The sequence below is a fragment of the Streptomyces sp. NPDC090077 genome (assembly GCF_044747545.1).
In the GTDB taxonomy this organism is placed as follows: domain Bacteria; phylum Actinomycetota; class Actinomycetes; order Streptomycetales; family Streptomycetaceae; genus Streptomyces.
Genome location: NZ_JBIVEG010000018.1, coordinates 126,755 through 148,676 on the forward strand (window position 1 = coordinate 126,755; position 21,922 = coordinate 148,676).

Consider the following 21,922-nt stretch of genomic DNA (forward strand, 5'->3'; position numbering starts at 1 on the left):
AGGTGACGGGTGGGGCGGGCAGCGGAAGCCCGCCCCGCCCCGTCACCGGTAGCTGCGCGCCTGGAGGCCGAACAGGTCGGCGTACAGGCCCCCCGAGGCGAGGAGTTCGGCGTGGTCGCCGTGCTCCGCCACGGTGCCGCCCTCCAGCACCACGATCCGGTCGGCCATGAGGACGGTGGAGAAGCGGTGCGACACGAACAGCGTGACGCCGCCCTCGCTCGCGACCTCCCCCGCAGAACCGGCGTACCGCTCGAACACCGCGTGCTCGGCGGTCGCGTCCAGCGCCGAGGCGGGCTCGTCGAGGACCATCAGCAGCGGGTGCTCGCGCAGCGCGGCCCGGGCCAGTCCGAGCGACTGCCACTGGCCGCCCGAGAGTTCGGCGCCGTCCGTGTACCCGCGTCCCAGGGCACCGTCGAGACCGCCCGGCACGCGCCGCACGACCCGGCCGGCCCCCGCCTTCTCCACGGCCCCCAGCAACAGGGCGTCGTCGTCGAGCCGGGAGCGTTCGCCCAGGCCGACGTTCTCGCGCAGCGTGAGCTCGAACCGCGCGAAGTCCTGGAAGAGGGTGGACACCCGGGCCTTCCACTCCTGCTGCGGGACCTCCGCCAGGTCGACGCCGTCCACCAGGATCCGGCCGCTGGTCGGCCGGTACAGCCCGCACAACAGCTTGACCAGGGTGCTCTTGCCTGCGCCGTTCTCCCCGACCAGCGCGACGGTGCTGCCCGCGGGCAGGTCCAGGGTGACGTCGCGGAGCACCGGACGGTCCGTGCCGGGGTAGCTGAAGCCGACCCCCTCCAGCCGGATGCCGCGCGCGAGACGGGCCGGAACACCGGCCGGAACACCGGCCGAAAGGCGGGCCGGGACGACGGCGGGCACACGGGCGGGCACGCGGTCCGGCCCGGAGGCGCCTTCGGAACCCTCCCCGGCCGGCCAGGCGCGCAGCCGTTCGATCCGGCGCGCGGTGCGCCCGGCGGTCTGGAGCGTGGACAGCGTGCCGAGGGCCGCGGCCACCTGCACGTTGATCTGGACGGCGAGGGTGATCACCATGACCACGTCGCCGAGGCTGGCACCGCCCGCGGCGGCCGCGCGGAGCACGACGTACACGGCGGAGAAGCAGGCGAGGGTGAACAGCAGCTGACCGAGGGCGCGCAGGGCGGCCCCGGACAGCTGGCCGCGCCGGACGTGCCGGGTGCCGGACCCCCAGCTGTGGTCGTGCCGGCGGACGAGGGCCTCCTCGGCACCGAAGAGCCGGGCCTCCTTGGCGGACTGGGAGGAGGTGGCGACGTGCAGCAGGTGCCGGGCCCGCCGGGTGTGCTCCGCCGCGGCGGTCCGGCCGGCTTCGACCCGGGCCTGGGCCCGGCGGCCCAGGACGACGGGCGGCAGCGCGCCGAGCGGGAGGAGCAGCAGCCACGGGTCGAGGGAGCCGAGGAGGAGGGTGGTCAGGCCGAGCTGCACGGAGAGGGCCACGATCTGCAGCAGCGCCTCGATGTACCCGCGCGTCTTCTGGATCTCCTCGCGCACCAGGGCCAGGGTGTCGGCGAACTCCGAGCTGTCCAGGTGCTCGATGGTGCCGGTGCCGTTGGTGACGCCGATCAGTTCGGAGTTGATGCGGCTCTCGGCCTGCTCACCGAGCTCGAAGTAGAACAGGTGGGCGAAATGACCCAGCATCAGTTCCATGACGAGGGCCGCCGCGATCACCCCGCCCAGCGCGAGGGCGGTGGCCGCGTCGCCCCCGAGGAGGCTGTCGGTGAACACGCTGAGGCCGACCGCGACGGCCGGGGTGGCGAGGTGGCCGACGGCCAGCAGCACGGCGGCCTTCAGGAACCGGCCCCGGTCGGTGCTCCACGCCAGCCGGAACAGCCAGCGCGCGGTGTACGTCAGGTTCTTCATGCGGTCACGTCCGTCAGAGGGGTCGGGGCGGGAGTTCCGGGCTCGTCGGAGAACCGCTCGGCCTGGAGGCGGAACAGCTCGGCGTAGCGCCCGCCGGCCGCGACGAGTTCGTCGTGGGTACCTCGCTCGGCCACCCGGCCGCCGTCGAGGACGACGATCTGGTCGGCCCGGCGCACGGTGGAGAACCGGTGGGAGATGATCACCGTCGTCAGCCCGCGGGTGAGCTCGAGGAAGCGGTCGAAGAACTCGACCTCGGCGCGCACGTCCAGCTGGGCGGTGGGCTCGTCGAGCACCAGCACCGAAGCGCCCGCGTGCACGGCGTGCAGCGCGCGGGCCAGCCCCATGCGCTGCCACTGCCCTCCGGACAGGTCGCGTCCGCCGCGGTAGCCGCGGGACAGCACCGTGCGCAGCCCTTCGGGCAGGCCCTCCACCACCGCGCCGGCCCCGGCCCGCCGCGCGGCGCGCAGCAGCGCCTCGTCGTCGGCGGGGGCGCCGGGCGCGCCGAGGGCGATGTTGTCGGCGGCGCTGAGCTCGTAGCGCACGTAGTCCTGGAAGATCACGGCGAGCCGCCGGTGCCAGTCGCGGGCCTCGATGTCGGTCAGGGGGTGCCCGTCGACGGTGATGCGGCCCTCCGTGGGGTCGTACATCCGGGTGAGCATCTTCACGAGCGTGGTCTTGCCCGCTCCGTTGAGGCCGACGATCGCGGTGGAGGTCCCCGCGGGCAGATCGAGGTCGAGGCCGTCGAGGACCGCCGGCCCGCCGGGCCGGTAGCGGAAGCCGACGCCCTCGAAGCGGACGGCCCGGCGCGGGAGGTGGTCCGCGGGGACGCCGCGGCCGGGGGCGAGGGCGGGCAGCGCGCGGGCGCCGTCACGGAAGGCCCGCATCGACTCCAGCGCGATCAGCCCGTACTGGGTCTGCACGTCGGCCTCGGGGAAGTACACGCCGAACCGCATGAGGATCAGGACGGCCTGGAGGGCGACGCCCAGTTCCAGCAGGCTCAGGGCGCCGTCCGTCCCGGCGAGCGCCAGCCGGGTCAGGGCGACGGCGCTGCCGGCCAGACCCACCAGGGCGAGCAGGACGAAGGGCCGTCCGAGGATGCGGCGGCGGCCCTGCCACATCCGGGTGAGGTAGGCCGTGGTCTCGGCGCGGTGCCGTGCCCTCATCCAGTCGCCGAGGCCGAGCAGGCGGATCTCCTTGGCCGCCTGCGGGCCGGTGGCCAGGTTCTTGACGTAGGCGGCCTTGCGCTTGTCCGCGGTGATCGAGTCGTAGAAGTCCCCGAACGCACCGAGCGAGCCGCGCTGGCCGAACCGGATGGTGAGGGCGGTCGCGCCGATCGCGACGGCGGTGAGCGGGTCCACGGCCCAGCCCACCAGGAGGACCGCGCCGCCGAGCTGCGTGTAGCGGGCCACCAGCGCGAGCGCGCCCGCGGCGGCGTCGCCCGGGGAGGCGGAGGCCCGGTCGAAGGCCTCGCGGGCCGCGTCGAGCCGGTCCAGCAGCCGAGGGTCGTCCAGGGCCATGGCGGGTGCGTCGGCCAGGGCCGCGCGCATCAGCTCGCCCCGGCACCGCTGGTCGACGTGCCGGACGACGAGCTCGCCGGCCGCCGCCTGGAAGGGCGCGAGCGCCTGCTGCATGCCGAACGCCGCGCCGGCGACCGCGAGTACGGCGACCAGCTCCGCCCAGGAGCCGGCGGGGCCCCCTCCGACGACGTCCGGGACCCGCTGGAGCGTCAGGCTCATGGCGACGACGAAGCCGAGCGGCAAGAGGCCCAGCAGTACGTTCAGCAGGAGCACCGGCAGGCGCAGGGCCGGCGGGACGTGCCGCAGCAGGGCGGCGATGTCGAGCCAGCGCCGCGCGCGGCGGCGGGCCCCGGCAATCAGTGTGCTCACGGAGGTGGTCCCCCTCGGATCCGGTCGGACTCGGGTCGGTGGTGTGGATGCGGTCGGTGGAACGGGTCGGGGCGGTGCGGCGGAGGCGATCGGTGGCGTCGGCGTCGGCGGGTTCACACGGACGCCAGCCGCAGGTCCACGACCGGGCGCACCTTCCCGCTGACGGGATGGCGCGGCAGCGCGCCCTCGGCCAGGCACTCGACGCGGAGCTCGAAGGAGTCCGGCGCCCCGTCGGGGAACCGCCCCGGACCCAGTCCGGGGAAGGCGCGCGCCAGCCGCTCCCGCACCGCTGCGGGAGCGGGTGCGGACGGCGACTCGGTCCGCACCGTGAGGACTTCGCGGCCCGCCTGCGAGACGATCTCCGCCTGGACCCGGGAGACGCCGAGCCCGGCCAGCTCCGCCTCGATCTCGGCGTGCAGGAAGGCCCGGCCGCCCGCCCGGATCACGCCGTCGGCGCGGCCGTGGTACTCCAGGACCCGGCCCGAGACCCCGCAGGCGCAGTCGTGCCACAGCAGTCGGCCGCGGTCGCCGACGCGGTAGCGGATCAGCGGGGCCTCGTGCTTCTGGAAGGTGGTGACGAGCAGGTCCCCCGGTTCGCCGTCGGGTACCGGGACGCCGTGCTCGTCGACGGCCTCGATGTGGTTGAAGTCGTCGTTGACGTGGTGCAGGGCGCCGCCGAGCTCCCGGCACTGGTACCCCAGCTGGGCGCCGTCGTTGACGGCGAGGACGCTGGAGACGGTGCGGGTGCCCAGGCGGGCGCGCAGCCAGGCACGGTCCCCCGGGCTCATGGAGGTCCCCAGGTAGAGGACCTTCTCCAGGCGCAGGCCCGGGTCGCGGGCGTACGCCTCGCGCAACAGCGGCATGATCAGCGCGGGCACGCCGATCAGGGCGTTCGCCCCGAAGACCCGCACGAGGCGCAGCAGGCTTTCCGCGGTCACGGACTGGGCGGTGGTGTAGCACTCCACCGGCATCCGGGTGAACTCGGTGAGCGTGGTGGTCAGGCCGCCGTAGAGGTCGCCGCCGAAGAGGGTGTTGACGAGCCGGTCGCCGGGGCACAGGCCCATCGCCCAGAACAGCGGGACGGCTTCGCGGACCATGTTGTTCCAGTCCGCGCGCCCGTAGACGATGTAGCGCGGGGTGCCGGTGGTGGCACCGCTGCGCAGCACCTCGCCGGTGGGCCGTGCACCGCTGCTCAGGCCGCTGCCGACGGGCGGCGAGTGACGGGTCAGCGCGTCCTTCTCCAGGACGGGCAGGTGGCGCAGGTCGGCGAGGCCGGTGACGGCGGGCAGGGCGCGGTAGTACGGGGCCCTGCGCGCCCGGTGCACGAGGTAGCGCAGCCGGGCGTCGAGGCGGCCGGCGGCGGCGGAGTCGCCGGCGCGGGCCCGGGCGAGGGTGGTGCCGCGCAGGTAGGTGCGGGTGCGCAGGGCGGTGACCCAGTCGGAGCGGCAGTCCTCCCGCCACACGGAGGCGCCGCGGGCGGGGCCGGCGACGGTGCCGTCGGGGCCCGGAGCGGGTTCGGGGACGTGCACGGGGACGCCCGCGGCGAACGTGCCGGCGGGTACGACGCGGGCCGCGGGAAGGGACGTGCCGTAGCCGTGCAGGAGGGCGGTGAGGGCCCGCCAGAAGCCGCGCCGCTGCTCGTGCCCGGCACGGATGACGACCTCGTTGCCGAAGGCCCAGCCGAGCAGGAGGGCCCGCAGGGCGGCGTCGGGCCGGTCGTCGTCGACGACCACGGTGCCGGCCGGCTCGTGCAGGTGGACGTCGTCGCTGTCGACCACGGGCTGCCAGGGGTACTGGGCGAGCCCGTCGAGGAGTTCGTCGAGGCCTTCGGTGAGCTCGTCCTCGTCGAACAGGGGGGAGAGGGACTCCAGGCCGGCGTCGCGCAGCAGCGCGGCCAGGCCCGCGTCCGGTTCGCCGGCGAGGGAGGCCTGCGCCCGGCCCACGGCGATGAGCAGGTCGGTGGGGTGGGTCCGGGTGGTCATGCCGCGGCCTCCTGACGGGGGGTGAGGGCGTCGGCGCAGGTATGGAGGAAGTCCTCCAGGACTGCGGGGTCGGGGTCGGACACCTCCAGCGCCAGGGGCACCAGCCCCTCGTGGTAGGTGATGGAGGCGGGGGGCGGGGTGCCGGGTCCGGGCCGGTGGACGCGGTCGACGCACCGGTGCCGCACGAGCCGCGCGGGGAGGTCCGCGGAGGGCCGGGAGCCGTCCGGGAGGGGGTGGCCGGGGACGACCAGCCACCCGTGGTGGCGGCCGCTGCGGGGGCGGGGCGCGGGCGGTTCGGTGCCGAGGAGGCCGGCGATCTCGTGGGAGGGCAGGTGGACCCCCGTGTGCCGCAGGTGGGCGGTGACCACGCCGGCTCCGCCCATCCGGTTGGCGACCTCCAGGAAGACCCGTTCGCCGTCCGGGGTCTCGAAGAACTCGAGGTGGACGGTGCCGGTCCGGATGCCGAGTGCGGCGACGACGCGTGCCGTGTACGCCTCCCTGGCCGGGTCGGCGGGCAACTGGACGGAGCCGAGGGGGAGTCCCGCCGCGTACTGGGCGGGGGTGTTGACGTAGCGGCTGACCACGCAGTGGCGCGGCCGGCCGGCGACGACGAGGGCGTCGGCGTGCAGGATCCGGCCTTCGACGTACTCCTCCAGCTGGTACGCGGCGGGATCGGGCAGCGTGCGGAGCCGGGCCAGGGCCTCGTCCGGACCCGCGCACAGGACCACGCCCTGGCTGCAGGTGCCGCGGCGGGGCTTGAGGACGGTGGCGCCCCGCCAGGGCAGCCGGGCGCCGGGGGGCGGTGGGGCGGCGGCGTGGCGGGGGCAGCGGATGCCCGCCCGTACGAGCGCCTCCTTCATGTGCACCTTGTCGTGCGTGCGGAGCACCTGCTCCGTGTCGGGGCCGGGGATGCCCAGGTGCGCCCGGACGCGGGGGGCGGTGAGGGTGCCGAACTCGGAGAGGGAGACGACCTGCCGGTAGCCGTCCCCGCGGCGGGTGCGGGCCAGGACCCCTGCCGTGAAGTCCTCCTCCGGCGGGACCTCGACGGTGCGGCAGCGCAGTCCGGAGGGGAGGTCGGCGAGCCGGTCGGGGTGCCCGATGTAGGTGACGTGGTGCCGGAGGTGGTCGATGGCGACCCCGTAGTCGGCCTTCTGGTAGGGGAGTTGGTGCAGAACGAGGATCTTCATGGCGGCTCCAGACGCGCTCGGCGGTGAGGCTCGGCGGACGCTTCGGGCGCGGCGCGGTCCGGTCCGGGGGCACCGGCGGGAGGGGGCGGACGGCGCACGGAAGCAGCCCGCGGGACGCCGGCTCGGAGGCCGGGCCGTGCAGCAGGCGGGCAACGGAAACCTAACAGGACCGGAGCAAGCCAGGCAACAGATTGCCACGAGGTTGGCAATATTTGCCCGCTCGGGGGCCGCCGGGTGTGCGGCGAGATGGGGGCGTACGCAGAAGAGCCCCCGGGGGCCGCAGACGTTTCGGTGTCTGCGGTCCCCGGGGGCAGGGGTTCGGGCGGGTGTCCGGGCCGGCGGCGGCGCCCGGGGGACGTCCCGTCAGGCGGTGCCGGGAGCGGCGGCGCGGGCGGTTTCGAGGGCCTCCGCGAGGATGCGCCAGATCTCGGCGGCGAGGTCCACGTTGGAGGCGCGGCGCGCCTCCTCGCCGAGCTCCTTGAGCTGGGCGAGCCCGTCGTCGAGCCGGCCTTCGAGGATGAGCAGCCTGCCGTCGAGCACGCCGAGCCGGATCCTGTCGCGGTAGGTCAGCCACAGCTCGTCCCGGTGGAGCTCGTCGAGCAGCGCCCGCGAGTCCCCGTACCGCTGCTGCTCGAAGGCGAGGTGGGCCTTGAGCGTGAGCAGTTCCTGGTTGAGCAGCGGTGTGCCGACGAACCCGAGCGCGGGTTCGGCCTCCGCGAGGCGCTGCCGGGCGGGGCCGGTGAGCGGAGGTGCGCTCTGCAGGCAGAGGGAGGCGGCGGCGAGCCGGAGCCGGACCCACAGGGTGAGGTCGGCCCGGCTGTCGAGGCCGTCGATGGCGCGCTCCAGGAGCGCGAGGGCGGCCTCCTGGTCGCCCTGGCGGAAGCGGACGGTCGCGGCCGACCAGAGGGCTTCGGCGCGCAGCGGCCCGCCGAGGTCCTCGACCAGCTTCACGAGTTCGTCGACGTGGGCCCGGGCGTCGGGCAGGCGTCCTTCCTCGGCCTCGGCGGCGACGAGCGCCATCAGTGCGACGCTGATGTCCGAGACCGCCAGGTGGACCTCCTTGGCCAGCCGTACGGCCTTGTCGGCGGTCTCGATGGCCCGGTGCACGTCGCCGGAGGAGCGCAGGCACCGCGCGAGGGAGGCCCAGACCCGGCAGCGCAGCTCGGGCAGTCCCAGCTCCTCGGCGATCCGGTCGAGCTCTTCCAGGCAGGCGAGTTCCTCGGCCTTGTTGCCCAGCCGCCGCCAGCGACGGGCGATCAGCCACAGCGCCTGCCAGCGCAGCAGCGGATCGCTCCCCTCGGCGTTGTCGAGGGCGGCCATGAGTGTTTCCACCGCCTCGTCACCGTCCGTGGAGGAGACGAGGGTGAGGGCCTGGGCGAGGGAGGTGCTTCCCGACCGCGCTTCGAAGGCGCTCCGGTCGATGTCAAGCCGTTTTGCCAGGTAGGCAACGACCCTCTCGGTGGGCTGCCGCATGCCCGACTCAAGTCGCGACAGGTAACCGGTGGAGATCTCGTCGGCGGCGAGAGCCGCCTGCGAAAGTCCACGCGCGAGCCTCAGCTCTTTCAGACGCCGACCGAATAGCGGCTGTTCCATCATCCGAATTCCAATATTCAGGGCAGTTTGCAGTTAACGGTGTTCCCCCGGTGGACGTGAATTCCGGTGCTCCCGGAATCGGGAGCGACACGTGACGCACTGTAGCGACGACAGGGTCCCGAGGCAACCCCCTTGCCCGCCTCACTCTCGGAAATCTTCGTTGCGGTCTTCCAGCGATGGTCTAGACTTGCCCGAGGTTGGCAATTTGTTGCCAAGGCTCTTCGGCCTCGGTACGGTTCGTTTCAGCCGTCGGCACCCTGCACCGCCAGCCTTTCGCGGCATTCTTCCCCTGCGCTCTTCTGCCTTGGAGAAATGATGAGCACCCTGGCTCGCACCCTGTTCATAGCCCCTGTCGTCGCCCTCGCCGTCGCGGCGGCCGCACCTTCCACGGTCGCCATCGACTGGCCCGCACCGGGCAGGGACGCCCTTGCCACGGTGGCCGACGGCGGTGCCATCGACTGGCCGGCACCGGGGGCCCGCACGCCCACGGGCGAGGCAACTGGCAACCGCGGTAACGGCATTGACTGGCCCGCGGTCACTGTCCGCACCTGATCCTCCTGCGGCCCCCCGCTTTCCCCTTCCGCTCGGCACCTTGCCACCCCGCATCAGCAGAACGGAGTCCCGACACCATGACGCCCCCGACAACCGACGCGGTCGCGGCGGGCCCTCAGCTCGCAGCCGACCGGCTCGACGCGTTCGCCCGCGACGGCTACCTGGTCCTGCCCGGCTTCCTCCCCGCCGATCTCGTGGCCCGGCTGCGCCCGGAGGTGGACCGCTGGGTCGACCAGGGGCTGCGCGCCCGGTCCATCGCCGCCTGCATCGACCCCGAGCAGCACCCCTTCCCGGAGGTGATGGAGCTCGAACTGCCCGCGCACGGCGAGCTCATAGCCCATCCGCCCCTGCTCGACCTGATCGCGCAGGTGATGGACGGAGACTTCGCCTTCCACCACCTGCACAGCGACCGGCAGGCGCCCGACGTGCCGGGCAAGGCCTGGCACCACGACTACGAGCGCGGGCCCGGGACCGACCGGTCCGCACCCATGGTCCACGCCCTGCACTACCTGGACGGCCTGGAACCGGACGTGTCGGCCCTCGCCGTGCTGCCCGGATCCCACCGGGCGGCCGCCGACAAGGCCGGCCTCGCCCACCGCGGCACCGACCGCCTGCCGGGCGAGGCCGTCCTCGACTCCCTCCCGGCGGGCTCCACGGTCCTGCTGCACTCGGCGCTCTTCCACGCCCGCCGGCCGCAGCCCTCCGGCACCGGCCGTCCGCGCTACTTCGTGGACGCCTCCTACTGTTCGACCCGCACCGTGTGGCCGCCGGTCAAGCCGTACTGGCGGCACATGCTCGCCCGTGCCCGCGAGCTCGGCCTCGGCGGCCCCCGGTGGCCCGAGCTGTTCGCCGAACGCCACTTCAGCGAGTACGGAACGGCGCCGTGACGGCGTCCGCGGGCAGCGCGGAGACCCCTGCTCCGGCCGGGACTCCCGTTCCGTACGTCGGAATCGCCTGGAACTCCGCGGGGTACGAGGTCGCGGTCCAGGACGGCGACGGACGCCCGGTCCGCCCCCCGGCCGCGTTCGCGCCGGGCCGGGCCGACGACATGATCGCCTACCTGTCCGGGCTGGGCCCCGGCCTGGTGACCGTGGTGGAGAGCACCAACGGGATCCTCGACGGGCGGCTGATGGCCGCCGGGCTGACCGTTCACCGGGCCGACCCCCTGCTCCTGCCGGACAGGCCGCTGTTCGGTTCCGTCGGCGCCACCGCGCTCGCCGAGGCCGGACGGCGCGCGCGGGACTCGCTCACCCGGCTGGTGCGCACCCGGGGCACACAGACCGGCAGGGAGGACGAACTCGCATCCTGGATCTCCTCCAGCGAGGACGCGCTGGCGCGGCTCACCCGCGCGGGCGGCGCCCTCGGCCACGGCAGCAGGTCGAGCCGCGAGGTCGCGCTGACCTTCGACGACGGCCCGCTGCCGCCCTACACCGGGCAGGTCCTGGACGTGCTGGAGCGGTACGGGCTCCCGGCGACGTTCTTCTGCGTCGGGATGAACGCCCGGGCCCACCCCGAGGAACTGGCCCGGATGCGCGCACAGGGACACGAGGTGGCCAACCACACCTGGTCCCACCCCTTCCTCCCCGAACTCACCCGCCCGCAGCTGCACGAGCAACTGCAGCGGACGCAGGAGGCGGTGGCCGAGGCGTCCGGAGGGCCCGCCCCCACCCTGTTCCGGCCCCCGTACGGCGCGCGCACCCCCGAAGTGCTCGGCTGGCTCGCCGAGACGGGCTCGCGGGTGGTGCTGTGGGACGTGGCGCCCGACGACTGGACGATGCCGGGGGCCACCACCATCGCCCGGCGCATCCTGGACGCGGTCCGTCCCGGGTCGGTGGTCCTGCTGCACGACGGCGGGGGCGACCGCTCCCAGACGGTGGCCGCGCTGCCCCTCGTCATCGAGAGCCTGCTCGCCGACGGGTACCGCTTCGTCACGGTCAGCGGGCTCACCCCGGAGCCCGCCCCGGCCGGCTCCCGGTCCGCGGGGCGGGCCGCGTAGCGCCCGGGGCCGGCGCCGCCGTCCGCCGCGGCGCCGGCCCCTCCACCTCCGACCGCACCCCTCCCCACCCTCCCTCCCCACCCTCCCTCCCTCCCTCCCCACCCTCCCTCCCTCCCCACCCTCCCTCCCTCCCTCCCTCCCTCCCCACCTCTCTCCCCTGCACGACTGTTCGCATCCCCGCGGCGTCGTGACCGGCGCCGCCTCATGCCACCGAGGTGTTCATGCGCACTCCGACCGGGCCCGCCACCAACTGGGCGGGCACCCTCACCTACCGGGCCTCCCGGCTGCACCGGCCGTCTTCGCTCGACGAACTGCGCACGCTCGTCGCCGGCTCGGACCGCATCCGGGCCCTGGGCAGCGGCCACTCCTTCAGCCGGGTCGCCGACAGCCGCCACGAACTGGTCCGGCTGGACGCCCTGCCCCCGCTCATCGAGATCGATTCCGCGCGCCGCACCGCGACCGTCGGTGCGGGCATGCGCTACGCGGACGTGATCGGCCCGCTGCACCGGGCGGGCTACGCCCTGGCCAACCTCGCGTCGCTGCCCCACATCTCGGTGGCGGGCAGCGTGGCGACGGGCACCCACGGCTCCGGCGACGGCAACCGGTGCCTCTCGGCCGCCGTGAGCGGGCTGGAGCTCCTCGCGCCCGACGGCTCGACCGTGTTGCTCGACCGCGCGTCCCGTCCCGGGGACTTCGACGGTGCCGTGGTGGCGCTCGGTGCGCTGGGCGTGGTCACCCGGGTCACCCTCGACCTGGAGGACGCCTTCGACGTCGCCCAGGAGGTGCGCCTCGGCGTGCCCCTGGACGAGGTCGCCGCCCGCTTCGACGAGGTGTTCTCGGCGGCGTACAGCGTCAGCGCGTTCACCGACTGGCGCGCCGGACACGCCTCGGTGTGGCTCAAGAAGCGCCCGGGCCGGCCCGACAGCGGCTGGTCGGGAGGCCGGCCCGCCGACCGGCCGCAGCATCCGGTGCCCGGCATGCCGCCGGGGACCGCCACCGCGCAGCTGGGCGTCCCGGGGCCGTGGTCCGAGCGGCTCCCGCACTTCCGGCCGGACCTGACCCCGGGGGCCGGGGCCGAGCTGCAGTCCGAGTACTACCTGCCGAGGGCGGCCGCGCCGCGGGCGTTCGCCGCGCTGCGCGGGATCGGGGACCTGCTCGCCCCACTGCTGCACGTCGCCGAGGTGCGCACCGTCCGCGCGGACGAGCTGTGGCTCAGCCCCGCCTACCGCAGGGATTCCGCGGCCTTCCACTTCACCTGGGTCAAGGACCCCGCGCGAGTCGTCCCCGCGGTCGCCGCCGTCGAGCAGCTGCTGCTGCCGCTGGGCGCCCGCCCGCACTGGGGCAAGGTCACGCTGCTCACCCCGACGCAGCTCGCGGCCCCGTACGAGCGCGCCGCGGGCTTCGCGCGCCTCGTGGGCGAGCTCGACCCGGACGGCGTGTTCGGCAACGACCTGACGGACGGCCTCCTCGCGGCGGCCCGCGAACGCGCCTGAAACTTGCCCCTTATTGCCTCGCCGGAGAATTCGATGTTGCCAAATATTGCCAACCGAAGGTCAAGTCTGGCAGTGTTCATTCCGTCAGCCCGGCTTCCCCTGCCGGGCCCCCATCTCCCTTACGCACTCATGGAGTTGACATGACCGCCTTGTCTGGACAGACAGCCGGGCTCGACCGCCTCGTCCGCTTCGGCGAGGTCAGCTACGACTTCCACGTCCGGCACGGACGCAGCGCATGGGACGACCTCCGCGTCCGGCTGGCCGCCCTCGACGCCGACCGGTTCGTCGTCATCGCCGACGCGGGCCTCCCCGACGCGATGGTGGCCGCAGCCGAACTGACCCTCTCCTCCGTGGCCCCGACGCTCGTCCTGCGGGCGGAGGCCGACGAGACCCGCAAGCACCTGGCCGCGCTGGACCGCCTTGCCGAGCAGGCCCTGAAGAGCGGCATCACCCGCAGGTCGGTCGTGGTCGCCCTCGGCGGCGGCGTGGTCGGCAACATGGCCGGCCTCCTGGCCGCCCTCCTCTTCCGCGGCATCCGGCTGGTGCACCTGCCCACGACCCTGCTCGGCATGTCCGACTCGGTGCTCTCGCTCAAGCAGGCCGTCAACTCACGCTGCGGCAAGAACCACCTGGGCACCTTCCACGCACCGGTCCTGGTCTGGAACAACCTGGACTTCCTGGAGACCCTGCCCGCCGACGAGATCCGCTCCGCGCTCTGCGAAATGATCAAGAACGTGCTGGGCATCGTGCCCGAGCGCTACGACGAAGTGGCCTCGCTGCTGCGCACCGACGGCCGCTACACCCCCGAGGTCCTCACCCGCTTCATCGACCTGTGCGTCGACGCGAAGACGGCCGTGATGCACGCGGACCACACCGAGAAGCACGAGGCGCTGGTCCTGGAGTACGGCCACACCACGGGCCACGCCGCCGAACTGCTGACCGGCGGCCGCCTGCGGCACGGCTACGCCATCGGCATCGGCATGCTGGCCGCGGCCCGGATGTCCCGCGAGCTCGGCCTGCTGGACCTGTCCGACGAACTCGCCCACCGCCGGCTCCTGGAGCTCAACGGGGCCCCGACCAGCCTCCCGGAGGAGCTCGGCACCGACGCGGTCATCGACGTCGTCCGGCTCGACAACAAGCGCGGCTACGTGCCCGGACGCACGGGAGCCCTGGACTTCATCCTCCTCGAAGCCCTGGGCCGCGCCCACCGCCCGGGCGGCGCGTTCATCACCCAGGTCGACGAGGACACGGTGCGCCTCGGCATCGACTCCGTGCTCGGCCGCCGCCACGCCCTGGTCGGTGCCTGATGGCCACCGTCGTACGCGGCGAACGCCGCCCCTTCGGCCCCATCTCGAACGACACCACCGGCCCCGCGGTCACCCACGGCCAGGTCGGCGGGGAGGGCGTCTGCCGCTGGAAGATGCTGATGAACGGCATGCACCTGGAAGGCGAGTGGAACTGCGTCGAATACGTGGTCGTCGAACCCGGCGCGTCCGTCGGCGAGCACGTCCACCTGCGGACCGAGGAGATCTACTACATCGTCTCCGGCCGGGCCGTCGTCACCATGGACGGCGAGGAGTTCGAGGTCCGCGAGGGCGACCTGGTCACCACACCCATTGGCTCCGCGCACTCCATCGCCAACCGCGGCGACGAGGACATGCACTTCTTCGTCACCGAGGTCTTCCCCGGCGAGGGGCCCGCGGCCCGCCCCGCACTGGTCCACGTACCCGACCTGCTGCCGGACCCCGCCGGAGCCGCCGCCGGCAGGACGGCCGCGGTCGACCTCACCCCGTACTTCACCGGCGGCTGGCGGCAGTTCCGCCTCCTGGAGATCCCGCCCGGCGGGCAGCTCCGGGAGACCGTCCCCGCCGACCTCAGCATCGTCCTGCACGTCCTCGACGGGCAGGCCGCCCTCGCCACGGGAGGCGAGGAGTACACGGGAGGCCCCGGGCTGTCGGTCGCGGTGCCGCCCGGCTACGCGCACACCGTGACCGGCACGGGCGACCGGCCGCTGCGGGTGATCAGCACGGAGGTGGCGGTCGCATGAGGCTCGGACTCCAGGGGCGCACCGCGATCGTCACCGGCGCGGCCGGCGGCATCGGCGCCGAGACCGCCCGCGAACTGGCCGCCGCCGGTGCGCGCCTCGCCCTCCTGGACCGGGACGCCGACCAGCTGGCCGTCCTCGTCAAGGAACTGTCGGAGCACACCGAGGCCACCGCCGTCGCCGGCGACCTGTCCACCGCGGACGGCGTCGCCGACGCGGTCGGGGCCGCACTCGACGCCCTCGGCGGCCACACCGACGTCCTCGTCAACAACGTCGGCCAGTGCCGGGCCCGCGGCTTCGACGACCTGACCGACCAGGACTGGCTCGACACCTTCGAGATCAACTTCCTGAGCGCGGTACGGGCCGTCCGGCTCGTGCTCCCCTCCATGCGGGCCCGCGGCCGCGGCAGCATCGTCACCAACGCCTCCGACCTGGCCCGCCAGCCGGAGGCCGGACCGGCCGACTACCAGGTCTCCAAGGTCGCGCTGCTCAGCCTCACCAAGAGCCTGGCCCTCTCCGAAGGGCCGGCCGTACGCGTCAACGCCGTGGCCCCCGGCCCCGTCTGGACCCCGCTGTGGACCCGGCCGGGCGGCTTCGCCGACACCCTCGGCGACGTGCACGGCCGCGACGCACGGGCTGCCGTCGAGCACGAGCTGAGCAAGCGCCAGATGCCGCTCGGCCGCATGGGGACCCCCGAAGAAGTGGCCCGGGTCATCGTCTTCCTCGCCTCCGACGCCGCCTCCTTCGTCACCGGTTCCGTCTGGGGCGTGGACGGCGGCACCATCCGCGGCCTGCTCTAGCGCTCCACCCGGCCCCCTCCCCTCTCCCACCCGCTCTTCGAGGAGTACACCCCATGCGTACGGAACCGGCCGTGCACGCCGCAGCCCCGGTCCGCAACGGCCGTCCGTGGCCGCGCTGGCCGCTGCCCGCCGCCGGGGCCGCCGACGCGCTGCTCGACGTGCTCCACTCGGACCGCTGGTCGATCGCCAGCCCGTACGGCGGCCGGCCCACCCGCGAGCAGCGGTTCGCGGCCGAGTTCGCCGACTACCTCGGCGCCCGCCACTGCATACCCACCGCGAGCGGGACCGCCGCCCTGATGACCGCCCTGGAGGCGTGCGGAGTCGGTGCGGGCGACGAGGTGATCGTGCCCGCCCTGTCCTGGGCGGCCTCCGCCTCCACGGTCCTCGGCGTCAACGCGGTGCCGGTCTTCGCCGACGTCGACCCGCACACCCTGTGCCTCGACCCGGCCGCCGCGGAGGCGGCCGTCACCCCTGCCACGAAGGCGATCGTGGTGGTCCACCTGTACTCGGCCCTGGCCGACCTCGACGCACTGCGCGGCGTCGCCGACCGGCACGGGCTGGCCCTCATCGAGGACAGCGCCCAGGCCCACGGCGCCGCCTACCGGGGCCGTAAGGCCGGAACCCTCGGCGACATCGGCACGTTCAGCATGCACCACACCAAGGTCCTCACCAGCGGCGAGGGCGGCGCCGCCGTCACGGACGACCCGGTACTGGCCCGGCGGATCGAGCACCTGCGCGCGGACGGACGGGCACGGGCCGCCCGCCCGCCCGCCATCGGCATGCCCGAACTGGTGGAGACGGGCGAGCTGACGGGCAGCAACCGGTGCCTGTCGGAGTTCCAGTCGGCGCTGCTCAGCGCCCAGCTCCCCGAGCTGGACACCCTCAACGCCGTACGCCGCGGCAACGCCCGGCTCCTCGACGGCCTGCTCTCCGGACTCGGGCTGCGCCCCCAGCAGACCTCGCCGGGCACCACCGCCCGCACGTACTTCGGCTACGCCGTCCGGCTGCCCCGCGAGGAGGACCCGTCCGGGCCGACGGCCGCCGAGGTGGGCGCCGCCGTCACCGCCGAGCTCGGACTGCACGTACGGCCCGTGTACGCCCCGCTGTACGAGAGCCCGCTGTACGGCCCCGCCACGCGCCGGCGGTTCTCACTGGGACCGGGTCACCTCGAACGGCTGGACCCGGGCCGCTACGACCTGCCCGGCGCCCGCCGGGCCGCCGGCTCCTGGCTGACCTTCCACCACTCTGCCCTGCTGGGCGACGCCGCGGACATGCAGGACATCGCCGAGGCGTTCCGGCGCGTGCTCGCCCGCCCGCACGCACGGGCTGCCTGACCGCCCGCGGGCCCCGGCCCCTCACCCCCCGTAACCGGCCGGGACCCGCGGGCCCGTACTGCCCCTGCGACCCACACGAGGAACCATGACCACCAAAGCCTCCCCCTCCCCCTCCGGGACCGTCGTGATCGTGGACGGCTACTCCAACGCCCCCGCCCTGATCGCCGCGTTCGCCGAGCGCGGGTACCGGGCGGTACACGTCCTCAGCTCCGCCGAACCCCACCCCGGGATGGTGCCGCCCCGGCCCGAGGACTACGTCCACTGGCTGGTGTGCCCGGACGACTCCGCCGTCGACGCGACCGTCGCCGCCCTCGCCGCCCTCGACCCGGTCGCCGTCATCCCCGGCCAGGAGCCCGGAGTCCGGCTGGCCGACACCCTCAGCGAGCGACTGGGCCTCGCCACCAACGGCACCGCGCTCTCCGCCGCGCGCCGCGACAAGTTCGAGATGATCGAGACGCTGAGGGCCGCCGGCATCCGCTGCGCCGAACAGTTCAAGTCGGGCTCCCCCCAGGCCGTCGCAGACTGGACCCGCGCCCTGGGCAGCCTGCCCGTCGTGGTCAAACCCCTGTCGTCGGCGTCGGCCGACAACGTCTACATCTGCCACTCGGCCGAGGAGGCCGAGGCCGCGGCCCGGCACGTCCTCGCCTGCGACGACGTCTTCGGCCGCCGCAACACCGAGGCCCTCGTCCAGTCCTTCCTGGCGGGGCCCGAGTTCTCGGTCGACTCCGTCTCCGCCGACGGACGGCACCACCTCGCCGACGTCTGGGAGTCGCGCCGCACCTCCATAGGCGGCGGACGGCAGATCTACGACATGGCCGTCCTGCTGGACCCGGACTCCGAGCCCGTTCCCGCCCTGCGCACGTACGTCCGTACGGTCCTCGACGCGCTGGGCATCCGGCACGGCGCGAGCCACGCGGAGATCATCCTGACCCCGCAGGGGCCCACGCTGGTCGAGATCGGCGCCCGGATGAACGGGGCCATGATCCCCGACTTCTACCGGGAGGTGCTGGGCACGGACGTCGCCCGCCTGGTCGCGCACGCCTACACCGACCCCGCGGACTTCGTCCGCCGCCACGGCGACGGCACCTACCGCCCGCTGCGCGCGGCCGCCGTGTACGAGGCGCCGACCGCACTGGAGGGCACGGTGCGCGCCGTGGACACCGCCGTCGTCGACAAGATCGCCGCGCTGCCGTCCGTACACGCGGTGGCGCTGCGCTCCGGCCCCGGCAAGCGGATCCGTCCCACGACGGACCTGATCTCCAGCCCGCTGCGGGTGCTGCTGGCCGCCGCCGACCGGCAGGCACTGCTGCGCGACCGCGCGGTCGTCGACGAGCTCAAGGACCTCGTGTACGAGGTGAGCTGACCCTCCCCGCCGTCACCGCAGGGCGCGCTGGGCCTCCACGATGCGCCGGACGGAGTCCGGCACGCCGGCCCAGGTGCCGCGGCGCCCCGCGAACCCGGGGAACTGGTTGGCGACGGCGCAGCGCAGCCGCAGGCCCGCCGGCGCGATGTCCGTCTCCGCCCGGTTGCCGGTGATGGAGCGGATGACGCCGTCGGCCACCTGGGCCAGCGTCACGGTCCGCACCCCGCCGGGGACCTCGGCCCCGGTGTCCGCGAACATCCCGGCTTCGCCGACGAAGCCGGGCTGGACGAGGGAGACGCCGACCCCGTGCGGGGCGAGGTCGAGGCGGATGCTGTGGGCGAAGCCCCGCAGCCCGAACTTGGCGGCGGTGTACAGGGACGAGTACGGGGTGGCGGCCTTGCCGGACAGCGAGCCCACGAAGGCCAGGTGGCCGCGCCGGACGCGGACCATCCGCGGTGCGAGCAGACGGGCCAGCAGCACCGGGGCGCCGAGGTTGACCGCCATCGCGCGGTCGATCTGCTCGGGGGTGTAGTCGAGGAGGTCCCCACTGGCCGGGAGGGCGGCGTTCGCCACGAGGATGTCGGTGTCCGGGCACTCCTCCGCGAGACGGGCCACCTGGCCGGGGTCCGCGAGGTCCGCCGCCACCACCCGGGCACCGGTCTCGCGGGCGATCTCCCGAAGGGCCTCGGCCCGGCGGCCGGTGACGACCAGCTCGGCCCCCGACTCGGCCAGCCGCCGGGCGAGGGTGCGCCCGATCCCCCCGGTCGCACCGGTGAGCAGCACGGTGGCTCCGGAAATGCGCATCGTTGACCTCCTGGTGTCGCGGTCCGGCCGCGGCCGGCTCACCGCACCGGCGAGCGTCATGAACGATACGAACCAAGGCAACAACTTGTCCACACCAGGCAACATTCTTGCCAACCAACGCCCCAACACCCCAACACACCACAGAAGGGAGCTGGACCCTGTGACGAACAAAAACCTGGGAACACCGGGAGGACAGGCAGCGGCGATGGACCACCGGGCGGCCCCGCGACTCGGCCGGAGCCTGTCCGCGATCGGCCTCGGCACGTGGCAACTGGGCGCCGACTGGGGCGCGGTGGACGAGGAAGCCGCCCTGGCCGTGCTGCACGCCGCGTACGCGGCCGGAACCACGTTCTTCGACACCGCGGACGTGTACGGGGACGGCAGGAGCGAGCGCCTCATCGGCCGCTTCCTGCGCGACCTGGGCCCCGAAGCAGCCGGCACGGTGTGCGTGGCCACCAAGACGGGGCGGCGCGCGCCGCAGGACCCGGCCCACTTCACGCTCGACAACTTCCGCACCTGGACGGACCGCTCGCGCACGAACCTCGGCGTCGACACCCTGGACCTGGTCCAGCTGCACTGCCCGCCGACCCCGGTGTTCTCCTCGGACGCGGTGTACGACGCGCTGGACACCCTGGTCGAGGAGCGGCGCATCACCGCCTACGGCGTCAGCGTCGAGACCTGCGACGAGGCACTCGCCGCCCTCGCGCGCCCCCACGTGGCAAGCATCCAGATCATCCTGAACGTCCTGCGCCGCAAGCCCCTGGAACGGGTGCTGCCGGCCGCCGAGGAGGCAGGCGTCGCCATCATCGCCCGCGTTCCCCTCGCCTCCGGCCTCCTCTCCGGCCGCTACCGCGCCGACACCGTCTTCGCCCCGGACGACCACCGCGCCTACAACCGCCACGGACAGTCCTTCGACGTGGGCGAGACCTTCTCCGGCGTGGACTACGACACCGGGGTCGCCGCGGCCGCCGAGTTCACGGCCCTGGCGCCCACCGGCGCGACCCCCGCCCAGACCGCACTGCGCTGGATCCTCCAGCAGCCCGGGGTCACCACGGTCATCCCGGGCGCCCGCAACGCGGAACAGGCCCGCACGAACGCAGCGGCCGCCCACCTGCCGCCCCTCCCCGAGGACGCGCTACGGGCCATGGAGAGGCTGTACGACGACCGCATCCGCACCACGGTCCACCACAGGTGGTGACCGGCGCCCGTACGAAGGCCGGTAGCCGTGCGACCGCGCCCACGGCCTATGGTGACCCCATGGATCTTCAGGGCGAACTGGTCGAGCACCCCCACGCCGTCTACGAGCGACTGAGGCGCACCGCACCCGTGTCCCGCATCGCCGGTACCGACGGCCTGCCGGCATGGCTGATCACCCGCTACGACGACGTCCGCGCCGCCCTCGCCGATCCCCGGCTGTCCCTGGACAAGAAGAACGCCGCCGAGGGCGGCTACCGCGGCCTCGCCCTGCCGCCCGCCCTGGACGCGAACCTGCTCAACATGGACCCCCCGGACCACACCCGCATCCGCAAGCTGGTCGGTCGTGCCTTCACCCCGCGCCGCGTCGAACAGCTCCGCACCCCGATCCGCGCCACCGCGGACCACCTCCTCGACGCCCTCGGCACGGCCGGGACCGCCGACCTGGTGGCCGCCTACGCGGCCCCGCTGCCGATCATCGTGATCTGTGACCTGCTCGGCATCCCCGAGGACCGCCGCCCGGACTTCCGTTCCTGGACCGACGCACTCGTCGTCCCGGACCCCGACCGGCCCGCGGCTGCCAAGGAGGCGGTGGTCGCGATGCTCGGCTTCTTCACCGAACTCATGGCACACAAGCGCGCCCGGCCCGCCGACGACCTGCTGTCCGACCTGATCGCCGTCCGGGACGGCGAAGGGGACCACCTCAGCGAGGACGAGCTGATGTCCCTCGCCTTCCTCATCCTGTTCGCCGGCTACGAGAACACCGTCCAGCTCATCGGCAACGCCGTCCACACCCTGCTCCAGCACCCCGAACAGTCGGAGCTGCTCCGCAAGGACCCCTCCCTGATCCCTGCCGCGGTCGAGGAACTCACGCGCTACGAAGGCCCCGTGCTCCTCGCCATCCGCCGCTTCCCGACCGAGGACGTCACGATCGCCGGCGTCACCATCCCGGCCGGAGAGACGGTCCTGCTGTCCCCGGCCGCGGCCAACCGGGACCCGGCACGCTTCTCCCGCCCCGACGTCCTCGACTTCGACCGCGACACCGCCGGCCACGTCGCACTCGGCCACGGCATCCACTACTGCCTGGGCGCTCCACTGGCCCGAGCCGAAACCGAGATCGCCCTGGCCGCCCTCCTGGACCGCTACCCCACCCTCGCCCCCGCATCCCCCACCCCCACCTGGCGCCCTTCCCTCCGCGCCCGCGGCCTGACCACCCTCCCGGTCCACTACAACACCCACCCACCGACCCCCCAGCCCCCCACCCTGTAGCCGACCCCCCGCCGCCAAGCCCGAACAAACACCTGCGTCACGAAGAAGCCCCCCCTCGACCAGCCCCTCGGAGCCACCCCGCGCACACGGGGATGAACCCCATGTAGAGGTGATGTCGCTGGCGGCATGGGCAAGGTGGGCGAGCTGGAGAGCGAAGTCGGCAACCAGGCACAGTCCAGTGGGATGCCCGGGGCTACGGCCTGGTCGGCGGCGAGCTGAACGATCTCTCCCAGGCCAGAAGCTGCGGGTAGTCGGAGAGGATGTCGACGTCGGGCTCGACGTTGAGGAATCAACGGGCCGGGAAGATCCGGCCAGGACCTGGAACGTCTGGCGGCAGAATCCAAGGCGCGATCCTGAGGAGACTTCACGTTTCCATGCTGTGGCCGGAACTCTTCCTGTGATCCGACTCACTTCGGAAACCCTTTGGGCAGGGCCATTCAGGCGGGTTACGTTCGTGGCACACGCAGCTTGCTGGCCCTGACCAGGCCAACTGGGTGCGTAGACATGGCCATTCGCACGGGGGGAGCCAGGAGCG

17 protein-coding genes are annotated in these 21,922 nt (G+C 73.9%); 11 read left to right on the plus strand and 6 right to left on the minus strand.

Translation table 11 applies throughout. The annotated features are described in order from the left end of the window. Positions 1 to 42 precede the first annotated feature (42 nt). From ACIPW5_RS26730 to ACIPW5_RS26750, 5 genes are all read right to left on the minus strand, one after another. A complete protein-coding gene (locus tag ACIPW5_RS26730) occupies positions 43 to 1,890 on the minus strand; it encodes an ABC transporter ATP-binding protein (protein WP_401249772.1) in 1,848 nt (615 codons plus the stop codon). Further along, on the minus strand, positions 1,887 to 3,776 hold the full coding sequence (locus ACIPW5_RS26735; protein ID WP_401249775.1) for an ABC transporter ATP-binding protein: 1,890 nt from the start codon (positions 3,774 to 3,776) through the stop codon (positions 1,887 to 1,889). Before ACIPW5_RS26735 ends, ACIPW5_RS26730 begins: the two co-directional genes overlap by 4 nt. 113 nt (positions 3,777 to 3,889) lie before the next feature. Next, on the minus strand, positions 3,890 to 5,758 hold the full coding sequence (locus tag ACIPW5_RS26740; RefSeq protein ID WP_401249778.1) for a phenylacetate--CoA ligase family protein: 1,869 nt from the start codon (positions 5,756 to 5,758) through the stop codon (positions 3,890 to 3,892). After that, a complete protein-coding gene (locus tag ACIPW5_RS26745; protein WP_401249781.1) occupies positions 5,755 to 6,945 on the minus strand; it encodes an acetyl-CoA carboxylase biotin carboxylase subunit family protein in 1,191 nt (396 codons plus the stop codon). The genes ACIPW5_RS26740 and ACIPW5_RS26745 overlap by 4 nt, the downstream gene beginning before the upstream one ends. A 363-nt stretch (positions 6,946 to 7,308) precedes the next feature. Next, positions 7,309 to 8,541 carry a helix-turn-helix domain-containing protein gene (locus tag ACIPW5_RS26750; protein WP_401249784.1) on the minus strand — a complete coding sequence of 411 codons (1,233 nt, stop codon included), beginning with the start codon at positions 8,539 to 8,541 and terminating at the stop codon, positions 7,309 to 7,311. Positions 8,542 to 8,853: 312 nt separating this feature from the next. On the opposite strand from ACIPW5_RS26750, the gene ACIPW5_RS26755 reads away from it, so the two are divergent. From ACIPW5_RS26755 to ACIPW5_RS26795, 9 genes are all read left to right on the plus strand, one after another. Further along, on the plus strand, positions 8,854 to 9,090 hold the full coding sequence (locus tag ACIPW5_RS26755) for a hypothetical protein (protein WP_401249786.1): 237 nt from the start codon (positions 8,854 to 8,856) through the stop codon (positions 9,088 to 9,090). A 77-nt stretch (positions 9,091 to 9,167) separates the two neighbouring features. After that, entirely contained in the window at positions 9,168 to 9,977 is an 810-nt protein-coding gene (locus ACIPW5_RS26760; protein WP_401249789.1) for a phytanoyl-CoA dioxygenase family protein, read from the plus strand. Further along, the gene (locus tag ACIPW5_RS26765; protein WP_401249791.1) at positions 9,974 to 11,086 is read left to right on the plus strand and encodes a polysaccharide deacetylase family protein; all 1,113 of its coding nucleotides are present in this window, start codon (positions 9,974 to 9,976) and stop codon (positions 11,084 to 11,086) included. Before ACIPW5_RS26760 ends, ACIPW5_RS26765 begins: the two co-directional genes overlap by 4 nt. Positions 11,087 to 11,307: 221 nt before the next feature. Further along, positions 11,308 to 12,579 (plus strand): D-arabinono-1,4-lactone oxidase, encoded by a 1,272-nt coding sequence (locus tag ACIPW5_RS26770; RefSeq protein WP_401249793.1) that lies wholly within the window; start codon positions 11,308 to 11,310, stop codon positions 12,577 to 12,579. Positions 12,580 to 12,719: 140 nt separating this feature from the next. Beyond that, complete coding sequence (locus tag ACIPW5_RS26775; RefSeq protein WP_401249796.1) at positions 12,720 to 13,886, plus strand: 2-deoxy-scyllo-inosose synthase; 1,167 nt, start codon at positions 12,720 to 12,722, stop codon at positions 13,884 to 13,886. Next, the gene (locus tag ACIPW5_RS26780) at positions 13,886 to 14,626 is read left to right on the plus strand and encodes a cupin domain-containing protein (protein ID WP_401249799.1); all 741 of its coding nucleotides are present in this window, start codon (positions 13,886 to 13,888) and stop codon (positions 14,624 to 14,626) included. Before ACIPW5_RS26775 ends, ACIPW5_RS26780 begins: the two co-directional genes overlap by 1 nt. Beyond that, entirely contained in the window at positions 14,623 to 15,423 is an 801-nt protein-coding gene (locus ACIPW5_RS26785) for an SDR family NAD(P)-dependent oxidoreductase (protein WP_401249802.1), read from the plus strand. The genes ACIPW5_RS26780 and ACIPW5_RS26785 overlap by 4 nt, the downstream gene beginning before the upstream one ends. A 53-nt stretch (positions 15,424 to 15,476) precedes the next feature. Next, complete coding sequence (locus ACIPW5_RS26790; protein WP_401249805.1) at positions 15,477 to 16,757, plus strand: DegT/DnrJ/EryC1/StrS family aminotransferase; 1,281 nt, start codon at positions 15,477 to 15,479, stop codon at positions 16,755 to 16,757. 85 nt (positions 16,758 to 16,842) lie between these two features. Beyond that, entirely contained in the window at positions 16,843 to 18,120 is a 1,278-nt protein-coding gene (locus tag ACIPW5_RS26795) for an ATP-grasp domain-containing protein (protein ID WP_401249807.1), read from the plus strand. 12 nt (positions 18,121 to 18,132) lie between these two features. On the opposite strand, the gene ACIPW5_RS26800 is transcribed toward ACIPW5_RS26795, so the two are convergent. Further along, positions 18,133 to 18,924, minus strand: a complete 792-nt coding sequence (locus tag ACIPW5_RS26800; RefSeq protein WP_401249810.1) for an SDR family NAD(P)-dependent oxidoreductase — start codon at positions 18,922 to 18,924, stop codon at positions 18,133 to 18,135. Between the two features lie 205 nt (positions 18,925 to 19,129). On the opposite strand from ACIPW5_RS26800, the gene ACIPW5_RS26805 reads away from it, so the two are divergent. Then, positions 19,130 to 20,122 carry an aldo/keto reductase gene (locus tag ACIPW5_RS26805; RefSeq protein WP_401249812.1) on the plus strand — a complete coding sequence of 331 codons (993 nt, stop codon included), beginning with the start codon at positions 19,130 to 19,132 and terminating at the stop codon, positions 20,120 to 20,122. Positions 20,123 to 20,181: 59 nt separating this feature from the next. After that, on the plus strand, positions 20,182 to 21,387 hold the full coding sequence (locus tag ACIPW5_RS26810; RefSeq protein WP_401249815.1) for a cytochrome P450: 1,206 nt from the start codon (positions 20,182 to 20,184) through the stop codon (positions 21,385 to 21,387). Positions 21,388 to 21,922 lie beyond the last annotated feature (535 nt).